At 66.7% G+C, this 23,150-nt stretch carries 21 protein-coding genes; 7 read left to right on the top strand and 14 right to left on the bottom strand.

Annotated elements, in window-relative coordinates; all coding sequences use genetic code 11:
• Nucleotides 1-56: 56 nt before the first annotated feature.
• The 5 genes from DW352_RS03800 to DW352_RS03780 all read right to left on the bottom strand — a co-directional run bounded on the left by DW352_RS03800 (nucleotide 57) and on the right by DW352_RS03780 (nucleotide 4,739).
• On the bottom strand, nucleotides 57-995 hold the full coding sequence (locus DW352_RS03800) for an ABC transporter permease (protein ID WP_115688689.1): 939 nt from the start codon (nucleotides 993-995) through the stop codon (nucleotides 57-59).
• A complete protein-coding gene (locus DW352_RS03795) occupies nucleotides 985-1,947 on the bottom strand; it encodes an ABC transporter ATP-binding protein (RefSeq protein ID WP_115688687.1) in 963 nt (320 codons plus the stop codon). Before DW352_RS03795 ends, DW352_RS03800 begins: the two co-directional genes overlap by 11 nt.
• A 7-nt stretch (nucleotides 1,948-1,954) precedes the next feature.
• Nucleotides 1,955-3,121: a COG1470 family protein gene (locus DW352_RS03790; protein WP_115688685.1), complete on the bottom strand. Its 1,167-nt coding sequence runs from the start codon at nucleotides 3,119-3,121 to the stop codon at nucleotides 1,955-1,957.
• A 296-nt stretch (nucleotides 3,122-3,417) separates the two neighbouring features.
• A complete protein-coding gene (locus tag DW352_RS03785) occupies nucleotides 3,418-4,104 on the bottom strand; it encodes a glutathione S-transferase family protein (RefSeq protein ID WP_115688683.1) in 687 nt (228 codons plus the stop codon).
• A gap of 224 nt (nucleotides 4,105-4,328) precedes the next feature.
• Nucleotides 4,329-4,739, bottom strand: a complete 411-nt coding sequence (locus tag DW352_RS03780) for a rhodanese-like domain-containing protein (RefSeq protein ID WP_115688681.1) — start codon at nucleotides 4,737-4,739, stop codon at nucleotides 4,329-4,331.
• A 133-nt stretch (nucleotides 4,740-4,872) separates the two neighbouring features.
• Here DW352_RS03780 and DW352_RS03775 point away from each other — a divergent pair, with 133 nt between their 5' ends.
• Nucleotides 4,873-5,289 carry a YccF domain-containing protein gene (locus tag DW352_RS03775; RefSeq protein ID WP_115688679.1) on the top strand — a complete coding sequence of 139 codons (417 nt, stop codon included), beginning with the start codon at nucleotides 4,873-4,875 and terminating at the stop codon, nucleotides 5,287-5,289.
• 80 nt (nucleotides 5,290-5,369) lie between these two features.
• Complete coding sequence (locus DW352_RS03770) at nucleotides 5,370-6,062, top strand: DUF599 domain-containing protein (RefSeq protein WP_115688677.1); 693 nt, start codon at nucleotides 5,370-5,372, stop codon at nucleotides 6,060-6,062.
• Nucleotides 6,063-6,065: 3 nt separating this feature from the next.
• Here DW352_RS03770 and DW352_RS26670 read toward each other — a convergent pair whose 3' ends face one another.
• Nucleotides 6,066-6,236 carry a hypothetical protein gene (locus DW352_RS26670; RefSeq protein ID WP_162826771.1) on the bottom strand — a complete coding sequence of 57 codons (171 nt, stop codon included), beginning with the start codon at nucleotides 6,234-6,236 and terminating at the stop codon, nucleotides 6,066-6,068.
• A gap of 234 nt (nucleotides 6,237-6,470) precedes the next feature.
• On the opposite strand from DW352_RS26670, the gene DW352_RS03765 reads away from it, so the two are divergent.
• Complete coding sequence (locus DW352_RS03765) at nucleotides 6,471-8,399, top strand: hypothetical protein (protein ID WP_115688675.1); 1,929 nt, start codon at nucleotides 6,471-6,473, stop codon at nucleotides 8,397-8,399.
• A gap of 12 nt (nucleotides 8,400-8,411) precedes the next feature.
• Nucleotides 8,412-9,986: a pyruvate, phosphate dikinase gene (locus tag DW352_RS03760; protein WP_115688673.1), complete on the top strand. Its 1,575-nt coding sequence runs from the start codon at nucleotides 8,412-8,414 to the stop codon at nucleotides 9,984-9,986.
• On the opposite strand, the gene DW352_RS03755 is transcribed toward DW352_RS03760, so the two are convergent.
• Nucleotides 9,983-10,900: a LysR family transcriptional regulator gene (locus DW352_RS03755; protein WP_115688671.1), complete on the bottom strand. Its 918-nt coding sequence runs from the start codon at nucleotides 10,898-10,900 to the stop codon at nucleotides 9,983-9,985. The two genes, DW352_RS03760 and DW352_RS03755, sit on opposite strands and share 4 nt — an antisense overlap.
• Nucleotides 10,901-11,006: 106 nt before the next feature.
• Here DW352_RS03755 and DW352_RS03750 point away from each other — a divergent pair, with 106 nt between their 5' ends.
• Together DW352_RS03750 and DW352_RS03745 are read left to right on the top strand one after the other, a co-directional pair.
• A complete protein-coding gene (locus DW352_RS03750; protein ID WP_115688669.1) occupies nucleotides 11,007-11,435 on the top strand; it encodes a DoxX family protein in 429 nt (142 codons plus the stop codon).
• Between the two features lie 31 nt (nucleotides 11,436-11,466).
• Nucleotides 11,467-12,285 (top strand): DODA-type extradiol aromatic ring-opening family dioxygenase, encoded by an 819-nt coding sequence (locus DW352_RS03745; protein WP_115688667.1) that lies wholly within the window; start codon nucleotides 11,467-11,469, stop codon nucleotides 12,283-12,285.
• A 4-nt stretch (nucleotides 12,286-12,289) separates the two neighbouring features.
• Here the strand turns inward: DW352_RS03745 and DW352_RS03740 are convergent, their stop codons facing one another.
• Entirely contained in the window at nucleotides 12,290-13,012 is a 723-nt protein-coding gene (locus DW352_RS03740) for a class II aldolase/adducin family protein (protein WP_162826770.1), read from the bottom strand.
• Between the two features lie 163 nt (nucleotides 13,013-13,175).
• On the opposite strand from DW352_RS03740, the gene DW352_RS03735 reads away from it, so the two are divergent.
• Nucleotides 13,176-14,789, top strand: coding sequence for an FAD-dependent monooxygenase (locus tag DW352_RS03735; protein ID WP_115688663.1), 1,614 nt, complete (start codon nucleotides 13,176-13,178; stop codon nucleotides 14,787-14,789).
• Nucleotides 14,790-14,795: 6 nt separating this feature from the next.
• On the opposite strand, the gene DW352_RS03730 is transcribed toward DW352_RS03735, so the two are convergent.
• From DW352_RS03730 to DW352_RS03700, 6 genes are all read right to left on the bottom strand, one after another.
• The gene (locus tag DW352_RS03730) at nucleotides 14,796-16,115 is read right to left on the bottom strand and encodes an MFS transporter (protein ID WP_162826769.1); all 1,320 of its coding nucleotides are present in this window, start codon (nucleotides 16,113-16,115) and stop codon (nucleotides 14,796-14,798) included.
• Between the two features lie 639 nt (nucleotides 16,116-16,754).
• On the bottom strand, nucleotides 16,755-18,572 hold the full coding sequence (gene recJ / locus DW352_RS03720; protein WP_115688657.1) for a single-stranded-DNA-specific exonuclease RecJ: 1,818 nt from the start codon (nucleotides 18,570-18,572) through the stop codon (nucleotides 16,755-16,757).
• A 325-nt stretch (nucleotides 18,573-18,897) separates the two neighbouring features.
• A complete protein-coding gene (glpX, locus tag DW352_RS03715; RefSeq protein ID WP_115688655.1) occupies nucleotides 18,898-19,890 on the bottom strand; it encodes a class II fructose-bisphosphatase in 993 nt (330 codons plus the stop codon).
• A gap of 66 nt (nucleotides 19,891-19,956) precedes the next feature.
• Entirely contained in the window at nucleotides 19,957-21,270 is a 1,314-nt protein-coding gene (locus tag DW352_RS03710; protein ID WP_115688653.1) for a homoserine dehydrogenase, read from the bottom strand.
• A gap of 9 nt (nucleotides 21,271-21,279) precedes the next feature.
• The gene (locus DW352_RS03705) at nucleotides 21,280-22,497 is read right to left on the bottom strand and encodes an LL-diaminopimelate aminotransferase (protein ID WP_115688651.1); all 1,218 of its coding nucleotides are present in this window, start codon (nucleotides 22,495-22,497) and stop codon (nucleotides 21,280-21,282) included.
• Between the two features lie 194 nt (nucleotides 22,498-22,691).
• Entirely contained in the window at nucleotides 22,692-23,033 is a 342-nt protein-coding gene (locus DW352_RS03700; protein WP_210209922.1) for a hypothetical protein, read from the bottom strand.
• Nucleotides 23,034-23,150 lie beyond the last annotated feature (117 nt).

The raw sequence follows: 23,150 nt of genomic DNA, 5'->3' as shown, positions 1-23,150 counted from the left end.
GACGTGGATGGCCGGGACAAGCCCGGCCATGACGACGTTCGACAGGCGGTCCTCGCTCACGCCCTCACCTCCTGCCGCTGGAACGCGACGTAGCCGCCGACGAACAGGATGATGGACGCGGCGATCAGGCCGACGATCTGCGGCCAAGCCACCATGACGCTGTCCCAGAGCGGCAGCGGCGTGCCCATCACCGCGCCCTGGAGCTGGCTTAAGTAGACCGGCCCCAAGGTGCGCGTGGTCGGATCGAGCAGCGCCAGCACGCATTCGCCGAACAAGGTCGACGGCGACAGCCGCGCCAGCATCTGCCCGGTCATCAGGAACGTTGCCTGGTTCTCGGGCGAGACGAACGCCTCGGTCACCGCCGGCGCGAGCGCGGGCCAGATCACCGTGAGGAACAGCCACAGGCCGAGCGTCACCAACGCCGCCGTCGCCGCCGAACGGAACAGCACCGAGGCGAGCATCGCCAGCGCCAGCCACACGCCGGCATAGGCGATGGTCACCAGCAGGAAGAGGAAGGCGCGCGCCATCTCCTCCCCGCCCGGCGGCACGCCCAGCATGATGAGCCCGAGCCCGATCACCAGCAGCCACAACGCGATCAGGCTCACCGACAAGGTGACGAGCGCGGCGATGAACTTCCCGAACAGCAACGCGTCGCGATAGATCGGCTGCGACAGGATGCGCGAGAGCGTGCGCCGGTTGTGTTCGCCGTTGACGGCGTCGAAGCCGAGACCGATCGCCATCAGCGGCACCAGGAAGCTCAGGAACGCGACGAAGGACGGCAGCGGCTCGCGCGCGGTGGTGAACAGGCGCAGGAACAGGAAGGGATCTTCCGCCGTGACGTCGCGCACCTGGGTGATGGCGCCGTAGACCGCGGCGAGCGCGGTCAACACCACTAGCCACTCCAGGATACGCATGCGCATGCTGCCGAAGTGATCCGACAGCTCCTTGAGCACGACGACGCCGAGGCCTTGGAAAGCCGAGCCTTCACGCTGCATGACGCACCTCCGCCTGGGCCTTCTGGAAGTAGCGCGTGTAGATGGTCTCGAGACTCGGCTGATCGAGCGAGAGCTGGTTGAGGCGCGCGCCGGCCGCCACGGCCTCCGCCGCCGCCTCGGCGCGCAGATCGCGGTCGCAGGTCAGCCGCCAGCGGCCGGGCGCCGGCTGCTCGACACTGCGCACGCCCGGCAAGGCCGCCAGCCTTTCGCGCACGCCGTTGCCGCCGCTCGCTTCGACTTCCACCGTGTAGCCGCCGCCGAGCACCTGCCGGCCCAGCTCCTCGACCGTGCCCATGAGCGCGATCTTGCCGGCGTTGAACAGCGCAACGCGATCGCACACCGTCTGCACGCGATCCAAGAGGTGCGACGACAACAGGATGCTGACGCCCTGTGCCTTCAACGCGCGGATGAGATCGAGCAGTTCGAGGCTCGCCTGCGGATCGAGACCGTTGGTCGGCTCGTCGAGGATAGCGACGCGCGCATCCTTCATCACGATCTCGGCGAGGCCCAGCCGCTGGCGCATGCCGCGCGAGAAGGCGCCGACTTTCTTGCCGGCGACGTCGGCCAGCCCGACGCGGGCCAGCGCCTCCGGAATGCGCCGCTTGCGCTCGCCGAGGCTCATGCCCATCAGCCGCGCCGTGTAGTGCAGATTGTCGGCGGCCGAGAGCTGATCGTAGAAACCGACGAGGTCGGGCAGATAGCCGACCCGCCGTTTCACCGCGAGCGGCTCGCGCATCGGATCGTGACCGAAGACGCGCGCCGTGCCGGCGCTGATGTCGCTGAGGCCGAGCAACATCAGGATGGTGGTGGTCTTGCCGGCGCCGTTCGGACCGAGAAGGCCGAAGATCTCGCCGGCGGCGACGCTGAAGTTCACGCTGTCGACGGCGGTCGCCGTGTCATAGCGCTTGGTGAGGCCTTTGGCCTCGATGACGGTTTCGCGCTTTTCGCTCATGGCGCACCTACCGGCGGCCGAAGCGGGCAACGGCGCCGACCATGATCAGCAAGGCCGCACCGATGATGCCGACGCCGGCGACGCCCCACATGGTCGAGGTGGTGACGGTGACGCGGAAGTTGCCGTTGCCGCTCGCGCCTTTGCTCGAGGCGGTGAGCGTCGTCACATAGTCGCCGGCGATCGCCTTGTCCGGCGGCGTGATCAAGGCCTGCACATCGGCATGCTGATTGGGCGCGATGCGTTCGATGGTCTTCGGCTCGAACGTCACCTTCCAGCCGCCGGGCGCATTGCCGGAAAGCTGTACGTTCTCGGCCGGCGCGGTGCCGGTGTTGCTGATGGTCACCGGCACGCTGCTTTCCTTGCCGGCGGTGGCGCGCGCCGACAGCAGCCCTTCCCGGCCCGCCAGCGTCAGCTTCGGCTCGCCGGTGATGTCGAGCGCGACCTTGGCGCTGGCCTTGGCGTCCTCGGCGGCGATATGTGCGGTCACCGGATAACGGCCGGCGTCGACCGAGTCGGGCGGCGTCACTTTAAGTTTGACGTCCTTGGTCTTGCCGGCGTCGACCGGAATGGCGGTCAGTTGCTGCGTGCCATAGGCCTCGGTGAACGCGGTGTCGAAGTTGCGCGGCGCGTCGGCGGCAAGACTGACCAGCAGCTTCTTGCCGCTGTCGTTCTTGATGGTCATCGTGTATTCGAAATTCGATCGGGTCGAGCCGCGCAGATCGGGCAGTTGCGGCGTCAAGGTCAGCTTCGCCGGCAACTCCTTGGCCAGCGACACCTGCACCGGCAGCGACACGTGCCCGGTCGCGCCATCGGCGTTGATGGTGATGGTCTGCGCGCCGATCTGCGCATCCTTCGGCACATCCAATCTGAGATCGAGCGACACGCTGTCGTCCGTCGCCGGCATCGCGGCGGCGATCGGCTGGCCGCCGCCGAGCAAGGTCGCGGTCCAGCCCTTCGGCACGCCATTGACCGAGAGCGACAGCCGCTCCGGCGCGAGGCCGTAATTGCGCAGCTTGAGGCTGACCGTGGATGTCGTGCCCGGCTGCACGGTGACCGCCGGATAGTCGGTCAGAAGATAGAGCCCCTTGATATCCGGATTGTTATCGACAGCTAAGGCGGGCGCGGACAAAGCGAATAGGACGGCAGCAATAGTGAGCGAGCGATAGCGAGCCATAGCAGGACCCCACCCGGCGCGACATCGTGCGCCGGCCTTGGAAGCGTCTCCCCCAAACGACGTTCTCGCCGGCATAAACGCCGCGAAAACTCAGGCGGATCGTCCGCGCAATTTTGACAGAATTGGGATGCGCGACGCTGCCTATCGCCGCATAGCGAGATTGTCCGCTATCGCACCCGTGCAGCATTAATCACGGCAGCGCGGTCACTTGCGCGGGACGCTTACGTCTCGCCGCGCGCAATTCACCTTGCCAAAAATTAACGTAAGAAGATGGCGGCGGACTTGTCCGGCCGCGCTCACTCGACCTTGACGCCGCGCACCAGCGGCCAGTCCGGTTCGTTGTGCTTCATGACCCAGGTCTCTTTCATGGCGGCGTCGGTCCATTCCCGCCAGGCCGGCAATGCCATCACCGCATCCATGTAGGCGCGCGTGTCGGTGGCAACCGGCAGGCCATAAGTGTGGAAGCGCGAGACGACAGGCGCATACATCGCGTCCGCCGCGCCGAAGCGGCCGAACAAAAACGGCCCGCCGTTCGCGCCGAACCGCGCGCGGCACTCGCGCCAAAGCTCTTCGATGCGGCGCATGTTGGCCAGCACCTCTTCGCTCTGCGGCCGCGCCTTCACCGGCAGCCATAGATTCATGGTGCAGTCGCGCCGCAGCGGCTGGAAGCCGGCATGCATCTCGGTCGCGACCACGCGCGCGTGGCTGCGCGCGCGGCGATCCTGCGGCCAGAGGCCGGCATCGGGAAAGCGCTCGGCGAGATGCTCGAGGATGGCGAGCGACTCCCACACATGTTCGTCGCCGTCGATCAGGATCGGCACTTTGCCGGCGGGCGAATATTTCAGCATCTCCTCGCGGCTGCCGGGCTCGTAGAGCGGGATCACGATCTCCGCGAACGGAATGCCGGCGACTTTCATCGCGATCCACGGCCGCAGCGACCAGGAGGAGTAGTTCTTGTTGCCGATGACGAGTGTGAGAGACATGGACTTTTCAACTTGCTCCAGAGATGACCCGTCATTCTGAGGTGGCCGCGCGAAGTGCGGCCCTCGAAGGATGAACGGGCACAGAGACCTCGGCCGTCGTCCTTCGAGGCGCGCCTTCGGCGCGCACCTCAGGATGACGGCACTAAGTTAGCGAATGTGGACAGCTTTCTAAACCGCGCCAACAAAGTCTGCTGATACTTACGAGCAACGGCCCGAATAGCCACTCACGCTTTCTTCCCCTCCACCGCCTCGACCGGCCCGCCCGCTTTCTTCCAGGCGCCGAAGCCGCCTTTGATGTGCGCGACCGGCCTCAGCCCCATGCGGTGCGCCGTCTGCGCCGCGAGCGCCGAGCGCATGCCACCGGCACAGAAGAACACAAACGTCTTGTCCTGCGCGAACACCGGCTTGTGGTACGGGCTCTCCGGATCGATCCAGAACTCGAGCATGCCGCGCGGGCAATGGAAGGCGCCCGGCACCTTGCCCTCGCGCTGCAATTCACGGATGTCGCGAATATCGACCAGCACCACGTCGTCGCGGCCGGCGAGCTTCACCGCCTCCTCCGTCGCCAGGGTCTCAATTTCGCGTTCGGCGGCTTCGCATAGGGCTTTGTAGCCGGTGGTGATCGTCTGCGGCATGGGTCCTTTGCCTCGTCTGGCGCTTACGGTCGCGCCCTGGGCGCGGACGGTTCATATCATAATTTACGCGCCCGGCCCTCGACGAAACCCCGCCGGCACGCCATCTCAGAAAGAGGCCACGAGGGGAACATCGATGTCGCCGGTCAGTCTGCTTTTGAACGTGCTCTGGATCGTCTGCGGCGGCATTTGGCTGGCGGCCGGCTGGGTCGTCGCCGCGATCATCATGGCGATCACCATCATCGGGCTTCCCTGGGCCAAGGCGGCGCTGAACATCGCCGTCTATACGCTCCTGCCCTTCGGCTACACCGTGGTCGACAAGCCGCCCGGCACGTTCGGCGGGTTGTTCGCGCTGATCGGCAACATCATCTGGCTGGTCCTCGCCGGCTGGTGGCTGGCGCTCGGCCATCTGATCGCGGCGATCCTCCTCGCCATCACCATCATCGGCGTGCCCTTCGCCTGGGCGCATCTCAAGCTCGCCGGCATCTCGCTCTGGCCGCTCGGCCGGGAGATCGTGCCGATCGAAGACGCGCGACGCCTGGTCGCACGCTGACCCTGCTACCGGCACGAAAGTTCGCCCGGCGCGGTTGAAGCTTCCGCGCCGAGAGGGCATCGTCGCGCCGGAGCATTTTCATGACGGCCCTCACCACGCTCGATCTTCTCGCCCTCGCCTGGTTCCTGGCCGTCTGGCTCGGCTACTCGGTCGTGCTCGAACGCACGGCGCGGGGCCGCATGAGCCTCAACGCGCTGATGAACGGCTACCGCGACGACTGGATGGAGCGGCTGCTGGCGCGCGAGGTGCGTATCGTCGACTCGCAGGTGACCGCCGCGCTGCAGAATGGCACCGCGTTCTTCGCCTCGACCAGCCTGATTGCCATCGGCGGCGCGCTGAGCCTGCTGCGCTCGACCGATCAGATTCTGCCGGTGATGTCGCTCTTGCCGTTCGGACCGAAGCCGACGCCGGAAGCGTGGGAGCTGAAGATGCTCGGCCTGACGATCATCTTCGTCTACGCGTTCTTCAAATTCGCTTGGTCGTACCGGCTGTTCAATTACTTCGCCATCATGGTGGGCGCGGCGCCGCTCCCCGAGGAGAAGGACACGCCGGCGGCGCAGGCCTTCGCTCATCGCGCCAGCAAACTCTGCGCCGAGGCCGGCCGGCATTTCAATCGCGGCCAGCGCGCCTTCTTCTTCGCGCTCGGCTATCTCGGCTGGTTCCTCGGTCCGATCCCGCTCGCGGTGAGCACCGCCGGCATCATGGTCGTGATGTGGCGGCGGCAGTTCGCCTCCGACGCGCGCCGGGCCTTCGACGGCGTCGTGCCGCCGTAAGCGTCAGCCGACGCCGATCACCACCGCGACCGCCGCGACGATCAGAACGCCGACCACCATCGCGACGGCGGCGATGACGCGCTCGGGCCAATCGCCACGACCGGTCTCGACATCGGACAGAAGCGACGGATCGACCGAGACGGTCTCCGACGCCGAATATGTTTCTGGCGGCATGTTGACGATCCCCTGAATGGCCTCACACGCACGGGCCTTGACGAGCCACGCTGAACGCGCACCCGGACCGACAGGAATCGCTCAAAACTATTAAAGAATACGCCTCATACCCCGCGACCACAATTCGACGGCCAACAGCGGGCCGCCGTCGCAATGTGACAGCGGCATGAATGATCTGGCTCAATGCTGCAGCCGGACATGGGCCGTACAAAAGCACCAACGTTCAGGTGCTGCATGAAATCACGTATCGTCGCCGAACTCGGCCAAGCCGGAATTCTTCTGCCCTCGTTGATCGCGGATGGGCTCGCCGCCAACGACCGCGTCAAGGCGCGGCTGAGCGTACTGCAGGCCGCCACCCGCCACGCCCATGACCCGCACGCGGCCGGCTTCGACCTCGCCGACGAATGCCGCGCCGCCTCGCTCGATCCGATGCCTCTGGAAGCGCTCGTGCGCGGCGCGGCCCAGGCGCCGGGCGAACGCGTCGTGGCGCCCGGCCTCGATCAGCTTGAAAGCGCGATCTGGGCCGACGTCGAAACGATGCTCTCGGCCGTGCAGGCCGGCGAGGACGCGCACGCCGCCGCGATGGCCGATCGTCTCGCGCACCTCAAGGCGGCGAACCCGCCGGAAGGCAGCGACAGCATGGCGCTGGCGCGCATCGCCCGGCTGACCGCGGTCTCGCATCAGCGCGGCGACAGCCTGCATCGCCTGATCATGGATCTGCACAAGGCGCTCAACCGCCTCTCCGCGGCGCATGCCGAGGAAGTGCTGGCCGGCGCGCATGTCTACGGCTTGCTGCCGCAGGACCGCCCGATGGTCGAGGCCTTCATGTGCGGCCTGGAGTCGACGCGCAAACTCAAATTCGATCATCCCGGCCTCGGCACCACCGCGACACGAAGCGCCGCGCGCCTCACCATCCAGAACGACATCGGCGAAACCGACGCGCATGTCGTGGTGATCGCCGTCGAAGGCAGCGTCGTCACCGTGACCTACACCGACGTGCATCTGGCCCGCGCCAAGTTCTTCACCAACCTGCTGCGCGATTTTCCGGTGCAGTGGAGCGGCCTCGACCGCAAGAGCGCCGCCGGCCTCGGCGATGACGGCGTGTTCTATCTCGTCACCGGCCGCTTGCAGGCCGACGACGACAAACAACGCGACGGTTTCCTGGCCGCTATCGGCGCCTCGCTCGTCTTCCTCATCGACTGGAACAAAGCGCGCAAAGTGTTGCGCAACTGGGTTGCCAAGAGCGACGCAATCGTCATCCTCGACTGGGCCGCGCGGCATCGCTACGGCCATCGCGGCTTCCTCGCGCTCGGCGGCGGCGAACTGGTCGCCGGCGCCGTCCAGCATGCGACGCCGACGCGCATCGGTTTCGGCGAACGCCTCGACCACGCGCTCGGCCGCGCCGGCGCCATCGACTTCGTCAAGACCGTGCTGCGCGTCTCGGCCGAGGCGCTGCTCGGCGGCAGCTCGGCGCGGCTGGCGCGCGACCGCATCGAAGCCGATCTCATACGCCACCTGCAGGGTGTCGAGACCGGGCTCCTCGCCATCGTCGTGCGCCAGGCGGGGCTTGCCCGCGACATCGCAACCGATCTCGCGCAGCTCGTCGCCGAGCAGCAGGCACGGCGCCCCTTCGATCGACACGCGTTCGCGGCGCGCGCGAGCCATATCGAACAGAAGGCGGACCGCATCGTTATCGAGGCGCGCAACGACATCGCGCGCTTCGACGCCGACGGCGACATCGCGCAATTGGTCAACAGCATCGAGGATGCCATCGACCTGTTCGAACAGGCGGCGTTCATCGCCTCGCTCGCGCCGGACCAGATGGCGGAGAGCCTGTTGCCGCCGCTCGCCGAGCTGTGTGCGGCGGCCGTAGCCGGCACGGAGGCGGCCGCAACCGGCACGACAGCGGCCGCCGATGTGCCGAACGGCCAGCGCGTCGATGTCGACGATACGCTCGCCGCGGTGGCGCGGCTGATCGATGCCGAGCACACGGCCGATACGGCCGAACGCGCGGTGACCGCGATCGTGCTCAAGGGCGACTTCGATCTCAAAAGCGGCCTCGCGGCGCTTGAATTCGCACGCGCCATCGAACGCGCCACCGACCGGCTGGCCGCCTTCGGCCACCTGTTGCGCGCGCGCGTGCTCGCCGATCTCTCCGCCTAATCAGGAAGTGTCATGACGATCGTTCGCATTGGAGACGGATCGAAGGCCGAGCCGGCCGAGGTGATCGGCGCCAAGGCCGCCAATCTCGCGCAGATGGCCGCCATCGGCATCCCGGTGCCGCCGGCTTTCGTGCTGCCGATCGAGCTGTGCGCCGCGTTGGCCGAAGGCGATCCGCGCGCGCAGCGCGAGCTCAATGACGGCCTCGCCGAAGGCATCGCTTACCTGGAGGAGAAGACCGGCAGAACGTTCGGCGACGCGCGCACGCCATTGCTGGTGTCGGTGCGCTCCGGCGCGGCCCGGTCGATGCCCGGCATGCTCGAGACGGTGCTCGACGTCGGCTGTACTCACGCCGCGGTACACGGTCTCACCCGCATGACCGGCAATCCGCACTTCGCCTGGGACTGCCGCCGCCGCTTCCTCGAAAGCTTCGGCGAGGTGGTGCTCGGCACGGGCCGCGCATCCTTCGCGCAGCGCTTGACGACATTGACGGCCAGCGAAGCCATGGCCGAACAGGCGCTCGATTCCGAAGCGCTCGAACGGCTGGCAAGCGCCTATCAGCAACTGATCGAAGACGAAGACCTTGTCGTCCCCGACGATCCGATGGAGCAATTGTCGGCGGCGGCGCAGGCGGTCTATCGCTCGTGGACCAGCGAACGCGCGCGAACCTATCGCCGTCTCCAAGGGCTCGAGGATCTGCGCGGCACGGCCGTCACCGTGCAAGCGATGGTGTTCGGCAATCGCGGCGCGGCCTCCGGCGCCGGCGTCGCCTTCTCGCGCGATCCCTCCACCGGCGCGAAGGAGCCGGTCATCGACGTCGCCTTCGGCTGCCAGGGCGAGGATGTCGTCTCCGGCAACCGCACGCCGGACACCGAAGCCGCCATTGCGCGCACGATGCCGGCGATCGCCGCGCAATTGCACGCGACATTGACGCGGCTCGAACGCGTCTTCGGCGACGTGCAGGACATCGAGTTCACCATCGAGAACGGCCAGCTCTGGATCCTGCAAACGCGCGCCGCCAAACGCACGCCGCAGGCGGCGCTGCGCTTCGCCATCGACCTGGTGCATGAGCATTTGATCACGCCGGCCGAGGGCTTGAAGCGCCTGCACGGCCTCGATCTCCACGCGCTCGCCAGCACGCATCTCGTCGGCGCGCCCGATCCCGTCGCGCTGGGCACAGGCGCGGCGCTGGGCATCGCCGTCGGCCGCGCCGCCTTCACGTCGGACAGTGCCACAAAGTTCAACGATGGCGGCGATCCTGTCATCTTGCTGCGACCGGAGACGAACACGGCGGATGTTGCCGGCTTCGCCGCCGCCGCCGGTATCGTCACCGCCGTCGGCGGGCGCACGGCGCATGCGGCGCTGGTGGCGCGGCAGATGGGCAAGCCCTGCATCGTCGGCTGTGGCGCATTGGTCATCGACGGCCATGGCGCCAGAATCGGCGCAACCGCCCTCAAGGAAGGCGACTGGCTGTCGATCGATGGCGAAACCGGCGCCATCTATCTCGGCCGCTGCGAGACCGTGACCGAACGTCCCGAGGCCGAGCTGCGCGAAATCGAAAGCTGGCGGGCCGCGACGGCCGCCGCCTAGCGCGGCAGATCGCGGTCCCATGGCGGCTCCGGCGCGAAGCGGCCGGCGAGGAAGTCGATGAAAGCACGCACCTTCGCCGGCGGATTCCGCTCCGGCAGATAAACGGCATAGATGCCGCCGAACTCGACGGTCGGATGATCGAGCGCGACCGGCACGAGGGTGCCGGCGCGCAGATCGTCGGCGACCACGAAGGTCGGCTGATAGATGATGCCCTGCCCCGCCACGGCCGCGGCGCGCAACGCGTCGCCATTGTTGGCGCGCAGGCTCCCGGCGACCTTGACCGCTTTGTCGCCGGCGAAGGTCCAGATATCGGCGCCGACGAGACGCGACAATGTGTAGCCCATGCAGTCGTGCGCCTTGAGATCGTCGATCGTGCGCGGTGTGCCGCGCGCGGCGAGATAAGACGGCGCCGCGCACACCACCGCACGGCACGGTGCGATACGGCGCGCGATGAGGCTGGAGCTCGCCAATGTGCCGATCCGGATGGCGAGGTCCCAGCCCTCCTCGGCAAGATCGACGAGGCGATCGTTGAGACCGAGATCGACCTGCACCTGGTGATAGCGCGCATGAAACTCCGAGAGCAGCGGCGCCAACTGATGCGCGCCGAAGGAGACCGGCGCGTTCACCCGCAGCACGCCGCGCGGCTCGAAGCGATCGGCGGCCACCGCGGCGTCCGCTGCGTCCATCTCGCTCAGGATGCTCTGCGCCGACTCCAGATAGCCGCGGCCGGCCTCCGTGAGCGTCAGCCGACGCGTGGTCCGGTGAAACAGCTTGATGCCGAGCCGCTCCTCCAGAGCCGCAATGTGCTTGGTCACCATGGTCTGCGACAGGCCCACGGCCCGGCCGGCGGCCGAAAAGCTGCCGATTTCGGCCACTTTGGCGAAGACCTCCAGACTGGTCAGGCGGTCAAGCATCGGTCCGCAACCTCACACCTATAGTGTGTAATGTAATTCATAGGCGATAGATTATCACACCTATAGGAATGAGCCATATCGGACCTATCATGTTCCGGAGGTCCCGATGATCGATACCCGTACCGCCCCCTACGCCGCCCTGCTCCTACGCCTGACGCTCGGCGGCCTGTTTCTTGTCCACGCCGCCCTCAAGCTGTTCGTCTTCACCCCCGCCGGCACCGCGGCCTTCTTCGGCTCGGTCGGTCTGCCGCCGGCGCTCGCTTACGTCACCATGACCGTGGAGGTCCTCGGTGGCCTCGCACTGATCCTTGGCGTATGGACCCGTGTCGTCGCGATCCTGCTCATCCCCATCCTGCTCGGCGCTATCTTCAGCGTGCACGGCGCCGCCGGCTTCTTCTTCAACAACCCGAATGGCGGCTGGGAATACCCGGCGTTCTGGGCGGTTGCCCTGCTCGTGCAGGCACTGCTCGGCGATGGCGCCTATGCCTTGCGTCCGATCAGCGGCCGCAGCGGCGAACTGGCGCTCGCGCGTTAAGCTCTAACCCCGGCTTCAAAGGAGACGTGTCATGACTTTGCCCAGCCTGTTCCTGTCCCACGGCGCCCCGACGTTGCCGTTGACCGACACGCCGGCGCGCACGTTTCTGCGCGAAGCCGGGGCTCTCTTGCCGCGCCCGCGCGCGATCGTCGTCGTCTCCGCGCATTGGGAGACTGCGGCGCCGATGGTGAACGCTGTCACCAGCAACGAGACCATTCACGACTTCTACGGCTTCCCGCGCGCGCTCTACGATCTGCGCTATCCCGCGCCCGGCGCACCGGACGTCGCCAACCGCGTCGTCGAACTGCTGCAGGCCGATGGCCTCACCTGCGGCATTGACAACAAGCGCGGTCTCGACCATGGCGCCTGGGTGCCGTTGCTGCTGATGTATCCGCAGGCCGATATCCCGGTGGTGCAGCTTTCGGTGCAACCGCATCTCGGCCCGGCGCATGCGCTGCGCGTCGGCCGCGCCATCGCCAAGCTGCGCGAGGACGATGTGCTCGTCATCGGCAGCGGCAGCTATACCCACGATCTGTCGGAATTCCGCGGCCAGGACGTCAACGGCAAGGCGCCGGACTGGGTGAACGGCTTCGCCGACTGGTTCGACGAGCGTCTGCGCAGCCAGCGGATCGCCGACCTCGTCGACTATCGCCGGAACGCGCCCTTCGCCACCAAGAACCATCCGACGGAAGAGCACCTCTTGCCGCTCTACACGGCCTTGGGTGCGGCGGGCGAGCATCCGCAGGCGACGCGTCTGCACACCAGCGCGACCTACAGCATCCTGCGCATGGACGTGTACGCCTTCACCGCTCCTGGCGAAGAACTGCCGAGCCGCGCCAAGGCGGCCTGACCCCTCAGGCGCCGCCTTCGACTTCCGCCTTCCACACCTCCCAAGCGTCGTCGAGGCGCTTGGGATCCTGCGCTTCGTCCGGCGATACGAAGGTGATCGGTCGCTTAAAGGACAGCGCAGTAGCGAGCTGCTGCGCATTGACTTCGGCATAAAGGGCGCGCTGCACCGCGATTTTGATATCGCCGGCCACCACGACATTGCCGTGGCCGCGCATCAGGCAGACCGGCCCCTTGCCCAGCCTGTTGGCAAGCGAGGCGCCCTGCGCGCTGTTGGCCACCAAGAGACCGTTGACGATGCCGACGTCGCGGATTTCCCAGACCGGCACCTCCTCGCACATGAACGAAGCAATGTGCGAAATGGCGCGCAACGGCTCACCGGTGACGCTGAACGGGATCATCGTCGGCGAATGGCTATGGACGATCGCGTGCACGTCCGGCCGCGCCCTGTACACTTCGCCGTGGATGTAGCGCTCGAGGAAGATGCGGCGCCCGCGCTGATCGACCGGATTGGAGCCGAGGTCGAACTCCATGATGTCTTCGGCCGACACCAAAGCCGGCGCCCGCGCCCGCGACAGCAGATAGCGCTCCGCGTTGCCGGGATGACGGATGCTCACATGACCCCAGGCATCCAGCACACCATGGTGCGCGAGAATGCGGCTCGCGAGCACGAAATTTTCGATGAGCGCGGGATCGACCGCGCCAGCGGAGGCGATGACAGGTTCCGGCAAATAAGCACCTGGCTTTTCGGCGGCGCAGGGTTGCGCACGCCACGTGTTGGCGAGAGCATCAGCTTCGCATATTGGAGTCTGCTGTGCGAGCGCCGCAAGCCATTGCACCGCGCCGTATCACGATGTGAAATAAAAAGACGGGGATGAGGGAGAGAAGAGCGGCATGGATACGGAAGTCATCGTCGTCGGCGCGGGCCCGGTCGGACTGACCCTGGCGATCGATCTTGGGCGGCGCGGTATCAAATGCACGTTGATCGAGAAGAAGGACGCGCCGCAGTTCCTGCCGAAGATGGAACGCTGCAACGCACGGACGATGGAACTGTACCGGCGCATCGGCCTCGCCGACAAAATCCGCGCGGCCGGTTTGCGCGGCGACGTGCCGATGGACGTGTACATCGTTCTCGGCATGACCGAGCCGCCTCTCCTGCACCTGCCCTACCCGTCGGCCGATGACGCCCGGCGCGATATCGCCAAGATCGACGACGGCAGCGCGCCGTGCGAGCCCTATCAGCTCATCTCGCAATATACGCTCGAGCCGCTGTTGAAATCGGTGGCCGAGACGCTGCCGAGCGTGACCGTGCGCTACGGCTGCGAGTTCGTCTCGCTTGCGCAGGACGCGCGCAGCGTGACCGCCACGGTGCAGACCACCGACGGCAAAACCGAAACCTTGAGCGCGCAATATCTCGGCGGCTGCGACGGCGGCGCGAGCCCCGTGCGCAAGCAGCTCGGCATTTCTCTGCGCGGCGAAGGCAATCTGCTGGAGCTGCGGCAGGCGCTTTATCGCTGCGACGAGCTGTTCGACAAGATCCCGATCGGCAACGGTCCCGGCAAAGGCCGCCACTATCACGTCGCGGACAACCGCGCCTCGTTCCTGATCATGCAAGACTCGACCAAGCACTTCACGCTGCACGCGACCGTCGGCAGCGACGAGGAAATGAAGACCCAGTTCGAGACGGTGGTCGGCATCCCGGTCAAGTACGAGATGCTGTCATGTCAATCCTGGCGGCAGAATCTGCTGCTCGCCGACCGCTATCGCGATCGCCGCGTCTTTCTCGCAGGCGATGCCGTGCATCTCGTCATCCCGACCGGCGGCCTCGGCATGAACACCGGCGTCGGCGACGCCTTCGACCTGTCGTGGAAGCTGGCAGCGACGTTGCGCGGCTGGGGCGGCGACAACCTGCTCAATTCCTATGAGATCGAGCGCCGGCAGATCGGCGAACGCAATGTCGGCGCCTCGCGTTATGCCTCGCTCGGCCGGCGCAAATGGCGCTCGCAATACCGGCCGGAAATCGCGGACGACACGGCTGCCGGCCAGGCCGCGCGCGACAACCTCATCCGCATCGCCGATGTCGAACAGCGCAAGACCAACGAGATGATCGGCGCGGAGCTCGGCTATCGCTATGTCGACTCGCCGATCATCGACAACATCCCCGGCGGGCCCGAGCATCTCTTCCGCGAGTATCATCCGACGACATGGCCGGGCGCGCGGCTGCCGCATGTCTGGATGGACAGCGGCGAACCGATCCAAGACCGCATCCCGATCGACGGCTTCACCTTGCTCAAGCTCGGCCGCAGCAAGGCCGACACGCGTGCGCTCGAAAGCGCGATCGGCGGCCATGGCGCGCCGATGACCGTGCTCGACATCGCGGACGACGCCGCCCGCGATGTCTATGGCCACGACCTCATCCTGCTGCGGCCCGACATGCACGTCGTCTGGCGCGGCAACACGCCGCCGAGCGACGCCGCGGCCTTGGCCGCGACGGCGACGGGGCATTAGCGCCGTTCAGTCCTGCGCTTTCGGCCGCGGCATCAGCAGACACGCCACCGCGCCGATCAGGATGGATCCGGCAACCACAGCGAAGATGGTCTGCACGCCCCAATGCGCGCCGACCAAGGTGCCGACGACGAGCGGGCCGACGAAGGAGCCGAAGCGCCCCATCGCGGTGGCCCAGCCGACGCCGGTCGAGCGCACGGCGCTGGGGTAATAGATCGCCGCCAGCGCGATGAGGCCCGAACTCGCGCAGCCGAGCAGCACGCCGAACGCCGTCTGCGCGATGGTGATGCCGACGATCGACGGCGCCGCCCAGCCGACGCCGGCATAGGCTACGGCGCCGCCGAGCAGCGTCAGCGACAGCACACCGGCAGGTCCGAGCGCGGCAACGAGCGCACCGGCGACGCCGGAGCCGAACAGCGAACCGAAGTTGAACAACGCCAGCGCCACGGCCGATTGCTCGACCGGCACATTGAGACTGCGCAGCAGGCTCGGCGTCCACGACGAGTTGGTCACCAGGATCATGAAGGCGAAGAAGAAGGCGATCCACAACAGGATCGTGCCAAGCGCCCGCCCCCCGGCGAACAACTGCGAGACGGAGGCGTTGCTGGTTTCCGCGCGACGCGTGAACCGCGCGTCATCCGCGATTGTTTTCTCGGGGTAGATGCGCCGCAGGATGCCGACGATCTGCTCGCGCGGCCGACCGCGATTGATCAGGAAGGCCACGGATTCGGGCAGCGCAGCGATCAAGGCGAAAGCGATCACGATCGGCACGATGCCGCCGACGATGAAGATCGAATGCCAGCCGTAAGCCGGGATGATCCACGAACCAAGGAAGCCGCCGACGACGCCGCCAAGCGGAAAGCCCGCCCATAACAGGCTGACGATCGTCGCGCGCTTATTGGCCGGCACGTATTCCGAGGCGAGACTAATGAAGCTCGGCATGGCGCCGCCGAGGCCAAGCCCGGCGAGGAAGCGGCAGGCCAGCAGCACCGGGAAGCTGTTGGCGAAAGCCGTCGCCACCGTGAAGACACCGAAGCACAAGGTGGCACCGATCAGCACGCCCTTGCGGCCGACGCGATCGGCCAGCGGCCCAAGACTGAAGGCGCCGAGCATCAAGCCCGCCAGGGCCGCGCTGAACACGGCACCGAGCGACTGCGGCGGGATATGAAGCTGTGCCACGATACCGGGCGCCGCAAGTCCGATCGATTGCAGATCGAGACCGTCGAGCAGCGCGACCAGCCCGCACAGCGCGATGATGGTCCACTGCGCGCGGCCGATCCCTTCGGCGTCGATCAGGGCGCCGACGTCGACCGTGTTTTCCGATGACATAAGAATTTCCTCATTTCCTGGCGCCGGGGTGAACGCCATCTTTGTCGCGGTCCTGCAGACCGATTTTTTATGGAACTCGGGTTGGACGAGAGTTCGCTTGCGCGGTGCCTTACCGCGTTACGGTGGCGGGCCGCAATCTGCCATCATTGATGAACACGCGAATTTCGCTAGCCGGTGCGGGACTTTGTAACGTCATACGCGCCGCGCCCCATTCCCGCGCCTCCCCAAGACTGGGTAGACCGCACGCAATGACAGCGTTTCATGGTGCCGCGAGCGCTTGTCGCCCTGCATCTAGCGCTTGCCCCGTCTCCACCGCTTGGCTTAGTACTGTCGCTCAACCCGCTGCAACTTATAATCATTGGCTCCTTGCGCACACGAGCCGTCAGGCGGAACATCAGTGACCTATCAATATACCGTTGCACAGTGCGACGTTGCGGCTGACGAGGGACCCCTCGGCGAACTGCTCGCCGTTTTCCGACGCGTATGTGAGAGGCTCGACCTGGATGCCGATGACGGGCCGCGGGCGCGCCTCGTCGCGCGCGCCGTCATCGAAGCGGGCCTAGCCGGCGAGGACGATCCGGACCGGCTTTTCGAACACGCAGTGCAGGCGGCGCGGGCGTCGTAAGCAAGCGCCGCGTTTCAAGTCAGCGCGATATCGCTGACGCGCATCTGCACGCGCTCTTCTCCCTGCCATCGATCGATGGTGAGACAGCCCGCGACATGCACGGCGCGGCCGCGGTTCTCCAACAGCGCATTACCGAGCGGCTGACCGACGCTGCGGAAAGCAATGGCGTTGACGAACTTGCCGTCACCGGAGCGGAAGCGCGCGCGCACATGGTTCTCACCGACTTTATCGGCGTAAGCGATGACATGCGCGGGCAAGGCCAACACCGGCTCGGGATTGCCGGCGCCAAAAGGCCCCGCGCGATTGAGCATATCGGCGAGTGCGAGATTGAAGCCGCCGGCGCTCACCGCGCCGTCGATCTTGAGCGCTGAGTCACGCCGCGCCTGCTCGACCGACGTGGCCAGAGACTCTTCCAGAAAGCCACGGAAAGCGCCGAGCGCATCCTTCTTGAGCGTGATGCCGGCGGCCATCGCGTGCCCGCCGCCCTTCACCAGCAAGCCTTCGTGCACCGCGCGGCGCACCGCCGAACCAAGGTCGACGCCCGGGATGGAACGGCCCGAGCCGGTGCCGACGCCGCCCGCTTCCATCGCGATCGCAAAAGCCGGACGGCCATAGCGCTCCTTCAAACGCGCGGCGACGAGACCGACGACGCCCGGATGCCAGCCCTGCCCCGCCGTCACCACCACGGCGCCCTTCTCTTCGAGCCCGAGCGCCGCCAGCGCCTCGGCTTCAGCCTGTGACAGAGTCTGTTGTTCGATGAGCTGGCGCTCGCGATTGAGCCGGTCGAGCTCGGCAGCGATGCGCGCCGCTTCCGTCGGGTCTTCCTCGAGCAGCAGGCGCACGCCGAGATCGGCACGGCCGATGCGGCCACCGGCATTGATGCGCGGCCCGAGCATGAAGCCGAGATGCCACGGCTCCGGCGGACCCGACAGACGCGCGGCGTCCATCAGCGCCGTTTGTCCGATGTGTTCGCGCCGGCGCAGCGCGATCAGCCCCTTGGCGACGAAAGCGCGGTTGAGGCCTTTCAACGGCACGACGTCGGCGACGGTGCCGAGCGCGACCAGATGCAGCAGCGACAACAGATCGGGCACCGGCCGCGAGCCGGTCCAGAAATTCTGTTCGCGCAAGGTGCGGGTCAACGCGACCAAGGCGAGGAAGACGATGCCGACCGCGGCGAGATGGCCGAGGCCGGAAAGATCGTCGGCGCGGTTGGGATTGACGATCGCGAGAGCCGGCGGCAACGCCTCGTCGGCCTGGTGATGATCGAGCACGATCACATCGAGGCCGAGCTTCCTGGCTTCGGCGAGCGGCTCGTGGCTGGTCGTGCCGCAATCGACCGTCACCAGCAGTTTCACGCCGCGCTCGGCGAAGGAACGGATGGCGTCGACGTTCGGGCCATAGCCTTCGAAGATGCGGTCGGGAATATGCACCACCGGATCGAGCCCGCAGGCGCGCAGATAGCCGGCCAGCAGCGCCGACGCCGTGGCGCCGTCGACGTCGTAGTCGCCGAAGATGGCGACGCTCTCGCCGCGCGTAACGGCATAAGCAAGGCGCTCGGCCGCGCGCTCCATGTCGGTCAGCGTGTGCGGGTCCGGCATCAGCCGCTTGATGGTCGGGTCGAGAAACGTCTCGACCTCGTCGGGCTCGACGCCCCGGCCCGCCAGGATCCGCGCCAAAAGCTCGGGTAGCGCATGCCGCTGCGCGATCATCAGCGCGCGCGCTTGCCCGCGCGCGTCGAGGCGGTCCTTCCAGGCGCGGCCGCACACCGACTTCTCGACACCGAGGAAGTAGTGTTCAGGCTCCTGCAAACTGAATGCGGGCAGAGCCGCCATAAGCATAAGCCTTCATGCGGGCTGTTCGGCCCACAGAGATCGGGATTGTCGGGGACTTACGCACGCGACTAAGCCCAGAAGCTATGCCGCCACGCCCCAAACGCAAGCGGCGCCTGTGCACAGCGGTGCAAAACCCATCTACTCGGCGGTTGAAGGAGACTGACATCCGTGCCGCAAGTACGGCGGGCCTCCCTCTCCCCTTTGGGGAGAGGGTTGGAGTGAGGGGGTTCTTGACTTTCGCGCTTTGTAACCCCTCACCCGGCGCGCTCGCGCGCGCCGACCTCTCCCTATGGGAGAGGTGAAGTAAGCGTGCAGCAACCACCGCTCAGTCGAGGTGGAATTTCTCGAACTGACGGTGCTCGGCGCGCACGCGCCGCACCGTCCCGGTGACCGAGCGCATGACGACGGTATCGGTCTCGATCACGTCCTTGCCGAACTTGACGCCGTCGAGCATCGCGCCGGTCGTGACGCCCGTGGCGGCGAACAGGCAGTCGCCCTTCACCATGTCCTCGATCTCGTACTTCTTCTTCGGGTCCTTGATGCCCATCTTGATGGTGCGCTCACGCAGCTCTTCGGTGTCGATGATGAGCCGCGTCTGCATCTGGCCGCCGATGCAGCGCAGAGCCGCCGCCGACAACACGCCTTCCGGCGCGCCGCCGATGCCGAGATAGACGTCGATGCCGGTCTTCGGCTCGGCGCAATGGATGACGCCGGCGACGTCGCCGTCCGAAATCAGCGACACTGCGGCGCCAACTTTGCGCACGCCGGCGATCAGGTCGGCATGGCGCGGACGATCGAGCAGGATCGCGGTGATCTCGCTCGGCTTCACGCCCTTGGCCTTGGCGAGGTTGAGGATGATCTCCTCGGCCGGCGCATCGAGGTCGATGATGCCCTTCGGATAGCCGGGGCCGATGGCGATCTTTTCCATGTAGCAGTCGGGCGCGTGCAGCAGCGTGCCGCCATTGGCCATGGCGATGGTGGCGATGGCGCCGGGCATGTTCTTGGCGCACAGCGTCGTGCCCTCGAGCGGATCGACGGCGATGTCGACCTTCGGGCCCTGCTTGGTGCCGACCTGCTCGCCGATGAACAGCATCGGCGCTTCGTCGATCTCGCCCTCGCCGATCACCACCGTGCCGTCGATCGGCAGCTTGTTGAGCTCGCGCCGCATCGCGTCGACCGCGGCCTGATCGGAGGCCTTGTCCTTGCCGTGGCCGCGCAGGCGCGCCGACGATACCGCGGCGCGCTCCGTCACACGCGCGATCTCCAGCGTCAGAATGCGCTCCAGCAACAGTTCCGGCTGGACGGTAATCGACGACATCGTGTCACTCCCCTCAACAATGGCAGGTCACCGTCTCTCGGTCGGTGGCCGCTGCTATCTCACAACTCAGTTCTTCTCGATCCGGATGACCTGCGGGCGACCGGAAATGACCTTATCGCGCCCGACCGCCGCAAGCGCTTTGCGCACCGCATCCTCGGACGTCGCGTAAGTGATGAGGATAACCGGGACGGAGCCGCCCTTCACCTCGCTTTCGGGCGCGCCCTTGCGGTGCCGCTGGACGATGGACTCCAGCGAAATCTCCTGCTGCGCGAGCCGCTTGGCGATGGTCGCCGCGGTTCCCGGCTTGTCGCGCGCCTGCAGGCGGATGTAATAGCCGCCCTCGTGGCGCTGCATCGGCGCCTTGCGGACGCTGGCGAGCTTGGCCGTCGGCCGCCCGAACGGCATGACGCGCAAGCCGCGCGCGACGTCGGCGATGTCCGACAGCACGGCGGAGGCGGTGGCGGCGCCGCCGGCGCCCGGCCCGATCAAGGTGATCGGATTGATACCGGATGCATCGACGGTCACGGCATTGGTCACGCCCATCACCTGCGCGATGGCCGAGTCCTTGCGCACCATGGTCGGGTGCACGCGCTGCTCGATGCCCTGCGGCGTCTTCACAGCGACGCCGAGAAGCTTCACGCGATAGCCGAGTTCGTCGGCGGCGGCGAGATCGGCCGGCGCAATCGACGAAATGCCTTCGACATAGATCGCGCTCTCGTCGACCTTGGTGCCGAAGGCGAGCGAAGCCAGGATCGAAAGCTTCTGCGCGGTGTCGTGGCCTTCGATGTCGAAGGTCGGATCGGCCTCGGCATAACCGAGCCGTTGCGCGTCCTTCAGGCAGTCGGCGAAGGACAGCCCCTCCTGCTCCATGCGCGTCAGGATGTAATTGCAGGTGCCGTTGAGGATGCCGTAGATGCGCGCAATCTCGTTGCCGGCGAGACCTTCGCGCAACGTCTTCACGATCGGAATGGCCGCGCCGACCGCCGCCTCGTAATTGAGCGCGACATTGTTTTTCTCGGCGAGCGCGGCGAGTTTGACGCCGTGCTTGGCGAGCAATGCCTTGTTGGCCGTCACCACCGACTTGCCGGCGGCGAGCGCGGCTTCCACGGCTGCTTTGGCAACGCCGCCGGAGCCGCCCATCAGTTCGACGAAGACGTCGATCGACGCATCGCGCGCGAGCGCGACCGGATCGTCGAACCACTTCATCTTCTTGAGGTCGAAGCCGCGGTCTTTGCCGCGCGACCGCGCCGAAACGGCGACGACCTCGATGCCGCGGCCGCAGCGGGCCGTGAGCGCCTCGCGCCGATGTGCAACTTGGGAGATCAGGGCGGCGCCGACCGTTCCGAGACCGGCGACGCCCACGCGGAGGGCTTGTGACATTGTCTTAAATTAACGGCGGTTCGCGAGCGGGACGACGTTGTGAAGCTGCGTCGGCGCATTTTCGAGGAAGCGGCGGATGTTGCGGGCGGCCTGGCGGATGCGCTGCTCGTTCTCCACGAGCGCGATGCGCACGAAGCCCTCGCCGCGCTCGCCGAAGCCGGTGCCCGGCGCGACCGCGACCTCGGCCTTCTCGACCAGCAGCTTGGCGAATTCGACCGAGCCCATCTCGCGGAACGGCTCCGGAATGGGCGACCAGGCGAACATCGAAGCGCGCGGCGCCGGAATGTCCCAGCCGGCGCGGCTGAAGCTCTCCACCATCACCTCGCGGCGGCGCGTATAGACCTCGCGCATCTCCGAGATGCATTCCTGCGGGCCGTTGAGCGCGGCCGTCGCCGCCACCTGCACCGGGGTGAAGGCGCCGTAATCGAGATACGATTTCACGCGCGCGAGCGCCGCGATGATGCGCTCGTTGCCGACGGCGAAGCCCATGCGCCAGCCTGCCATCGAGAATGTCTTCGACATCGACGTGAACTCGACGGTGACGTCGATCGCGCCTGGCACCTGCAGCACGGAGGGCGGCGGATTGCCGTCGAAATAGACCTCGGCATAAGCGAGGTCGGACAGGATGAAGATGTCGTGCTTCTTCGCGAAGGCGACGAGGTCTTTGTAGAAATCGAGATCGGCCGTGAACGCGGTCGGGTTCGACGGATAGCAGACCACGATGGCGATCGGTTTCGGGATCGAATGCCGGATGGCGCGCTCGACCTGCAGGAAGAAATCCGGCGTCGGGTCGGACGAGACGGAACGGATGACGCCGCCGGCCATCAGGAAGCCGAAAGCGTGAATCGGATAGCTCGGATCGGGAACGATGATGACGTCGCCCGGCGCGGTGATCGCCTGGGCGACGTTGGCGAAGCCCTCTTTCGAACCGAGCGTCGCGACGATCTGCGTCTCGGGGTTGAGCTTCACGCCAAAGCGGCGCTCGTAATAGGCGGCCTGGGCGCGGCGCAGGCCCGGAATACCGCGCGAGGACGAATAGCGGTCGGTGCGCGGCTTGCCCAAGGTCTCCTTGAGCTTGTCGATGACGTGTTGCGGGGCCGGCAGGTCGGGGTTGCCCATACCGAGGTCGATGATGTCCGCGCCGGCGTTGCGGGCTTTGGCCTTGGCCCGGTTCACCTCTTCAAACACGTAGGGTGGCAAGCGGCGGATGCGGTAAAATTCTTCCATCGGTTGAGACCTTCAGTCGCCTTCGTCCTGCCTGCGCCTGCCTATTGACCGTTCCCGTTTGGACACCACGGCCCGGACGGGCCGTCCGGGATCAGGCGATGGCTGCCCTCGCCAGCCGACAGGGGTTACCCCGGCTGGCTTTTATCACGGGTTCGCTTTGGCGCCAGTATTAACGCCGCTTTTGGCACCGTATTCTATCTCGTCTTGCCCGCCTTGGCCCCCGTGGCCGGCTTTTTCGCCACCGCCGGCTGCTCCTCGTCGGCCGCCGCGTCGTCGCCGGCCTGGGCCGCCTGACGATCGCGCGTCGCCTGCAGTTCCTTTTCGAGCTTTGCCTGATCTTCGTCGCTGAGCGGCTTGGTGTCGCGCGGCGGCGGCATGTCATGAACGGCGGGGTATTGATAGGGCGTGGCCGGCCGCGCCGGCGCCCCGGCCGGAAGGCCGCCCGCCGCCTCCGGCAGATGGTCGCCGATCACCGGCCCGGCCGCGCAGCCGACGAGCCCGAGCAGCATCGCTGCGGCCAGCAGACTGGCCCCCATTACCGCTCCACTCTTCGCCTGTCGCATACCTATCGGAAACCTGTGGGATCGTCGCAAAATCGATGCAGACTCAAGGAATTATAGCATAAGCCGGGTAAGGGGCTAATATGGCCGCAG

The sequence above is a fragment of the Pseudolabrys taiwanensis genome (genome assembly GCF_003367395.1).
Taxonomy (GTDB): domain Bacteria; phylum Pseudomonadota; class Alphaproteobacteria; order Rhizobiales; family Xanthobacteraceae; genus Pseudolabrys; species Pseudolabrys taiwanensis.
This window is presented reverse-complemented; position numbering and strand designations above follow the sequence as displayed.

Excerpts from the sequence above, each read along its gene's own strand:
- DW352_RS03800 (WP_115688689.1), bottom strand. The coding sequence starts at position 995 with ATGCAGCGTGAAGGCTCGGCTTTCCAAGGCCTCGGCGTCGTCGTGCTC.
- DW352_RS03795 (WP_115688687.1), bottom strand. The coding sequence starts at position 1,947 with ATGAGCGAAAAGCGCGAAACCGTCATCGAGGCCAAAGGCCTCACCAAG.
- DW352_RS03790 (WP_115688685.1), bottom strand. The coding sequence starts at position 3,121 with ATGGCTCGCTATCGCTCGCTCACTATTGCTGCCGTCCTATTCGCTTTG.
- DW352_RS03785 (WP_115688683.1), bottom strand. The coding sequence starts at position 4,104 with ATGTCTCTCACACTCGTCATCGGCAACAAGAACTACTCCTCCTGGTCG.
- DW352_RS03780 (WP_115688681.1), bottom strand. The coding sequence starts at position 4,739 with ATGCCGCAGACGATCACCACCGGCTACAAAGCCCTATGCGAAGCCGCC.
- DW352_RS03775 (WP_115688679.1), top strand. The coding sequence starts at position 4,873 with ATGTCGCCGGTCAGTCTGCTTTTGAACGTGCTCTGGATCGTCTGCGGC.
- DW352_RS03770 (WP_115688677.1), top strand. The coding sequence starts at position 5,370 with ATGACGGCCCTCACCACGCTCGATCTTCTCGCCCTCGCCTGGTTCCTG.
- DW352_RS26670 (WP_162826771.1), bottom strand. The coding sequence starts at position 6,236 with ATGCCGCCAGAAACATATTCGGCGTCGGAGACCGTCTCGGTCGATCCG.
- DW352_RS03765 (WP_115688675.1), top strand. The coding sequence starts at position 6,471 with ATGAAATCACGTATCGTCGCCGAACTCGGCCAAGCCGGAATTCTTCTG.
- DW352_RS03760 (WP_115688673.1), top strand. The coding sequence starts at position 8,412 with ATGACGATCGTTCGCATTGGAGACGGATCGAAGGCCGAGCCGGCCGAG.
- DW352_RS03755 (WP_115688671.1), bottom strand. The coding sequence starts at position 10,900 with ATGCTTGACCGCCTGACCAGTCTGGAGGTCTTCGCCAAAGTGGCCGAA.
- DW352_RS03750 (WP_115688669.1), top strand. The coding sequence starts at position 11,007 with ATGATCGATACCCGTACCGCCCCCTACGCCGCCCTGCTCCTACGCCTG.
- DW352_RS03745 (WP_115688667.1), top strand. The coding sequence starts at position 11,467 with ATGACTTTGCCCAGCCTGTTCCTGTCCCACGGCGCCCCGACGTTGCCG.
- DW352_RS03735 (WP_115688663.1), top strand. The coding sequence starts at position 13,176 with ATGGATACGGAAGTCATCGTCGTCGGCGCGGGCCCGGTCGGACTGACC.
- DW352_RS03730 (WP_162826769.1), bottom strand. The coding sequence starts at position 16,115 with ATGTCATCGGAAAACACGGTCGACGTCGGCGCCCTGATCGACGCCGAA.
- recJ (WP_115688657.1), bottom strand. The coding sequence starts at position 18,572 with ATGGCGGCTCTGCCCGCATTCAGTTTGCAGGAGCCTGAACACTACTTC.
- glpX (WP_115688655.1), bottom strand. The coding sequence starts at position 19,890 with ATGTCGTCGATTACCGTCCAGCCGGAACTGTTGCTGGAGCGCATTCTG.
- DW352_RS03710 (WP_115688653.1), bottom strand. The coding sequence starts at position 21,270 with ATGTCACAAGCCCTCCGCGTGGGCGTCGCCGGTCTCGGAACGGTCGGC.
- DW352_RS03705 (WP_115688651.1), bottom strand. The coding sequence starts at position 22,497 with ATGGAAGAATTTTACCGCATCCGCCGCTTGCCACCCTACGTGTTTGAA.
- DW352_RS03700 (WP_210209922.1), bottom strand. The coding sequence starts at position 23,033 with ATGGGGGCCAGTCTGCTGGCCGCAGCGATGCTGCTCGGGCTCGTCGGC.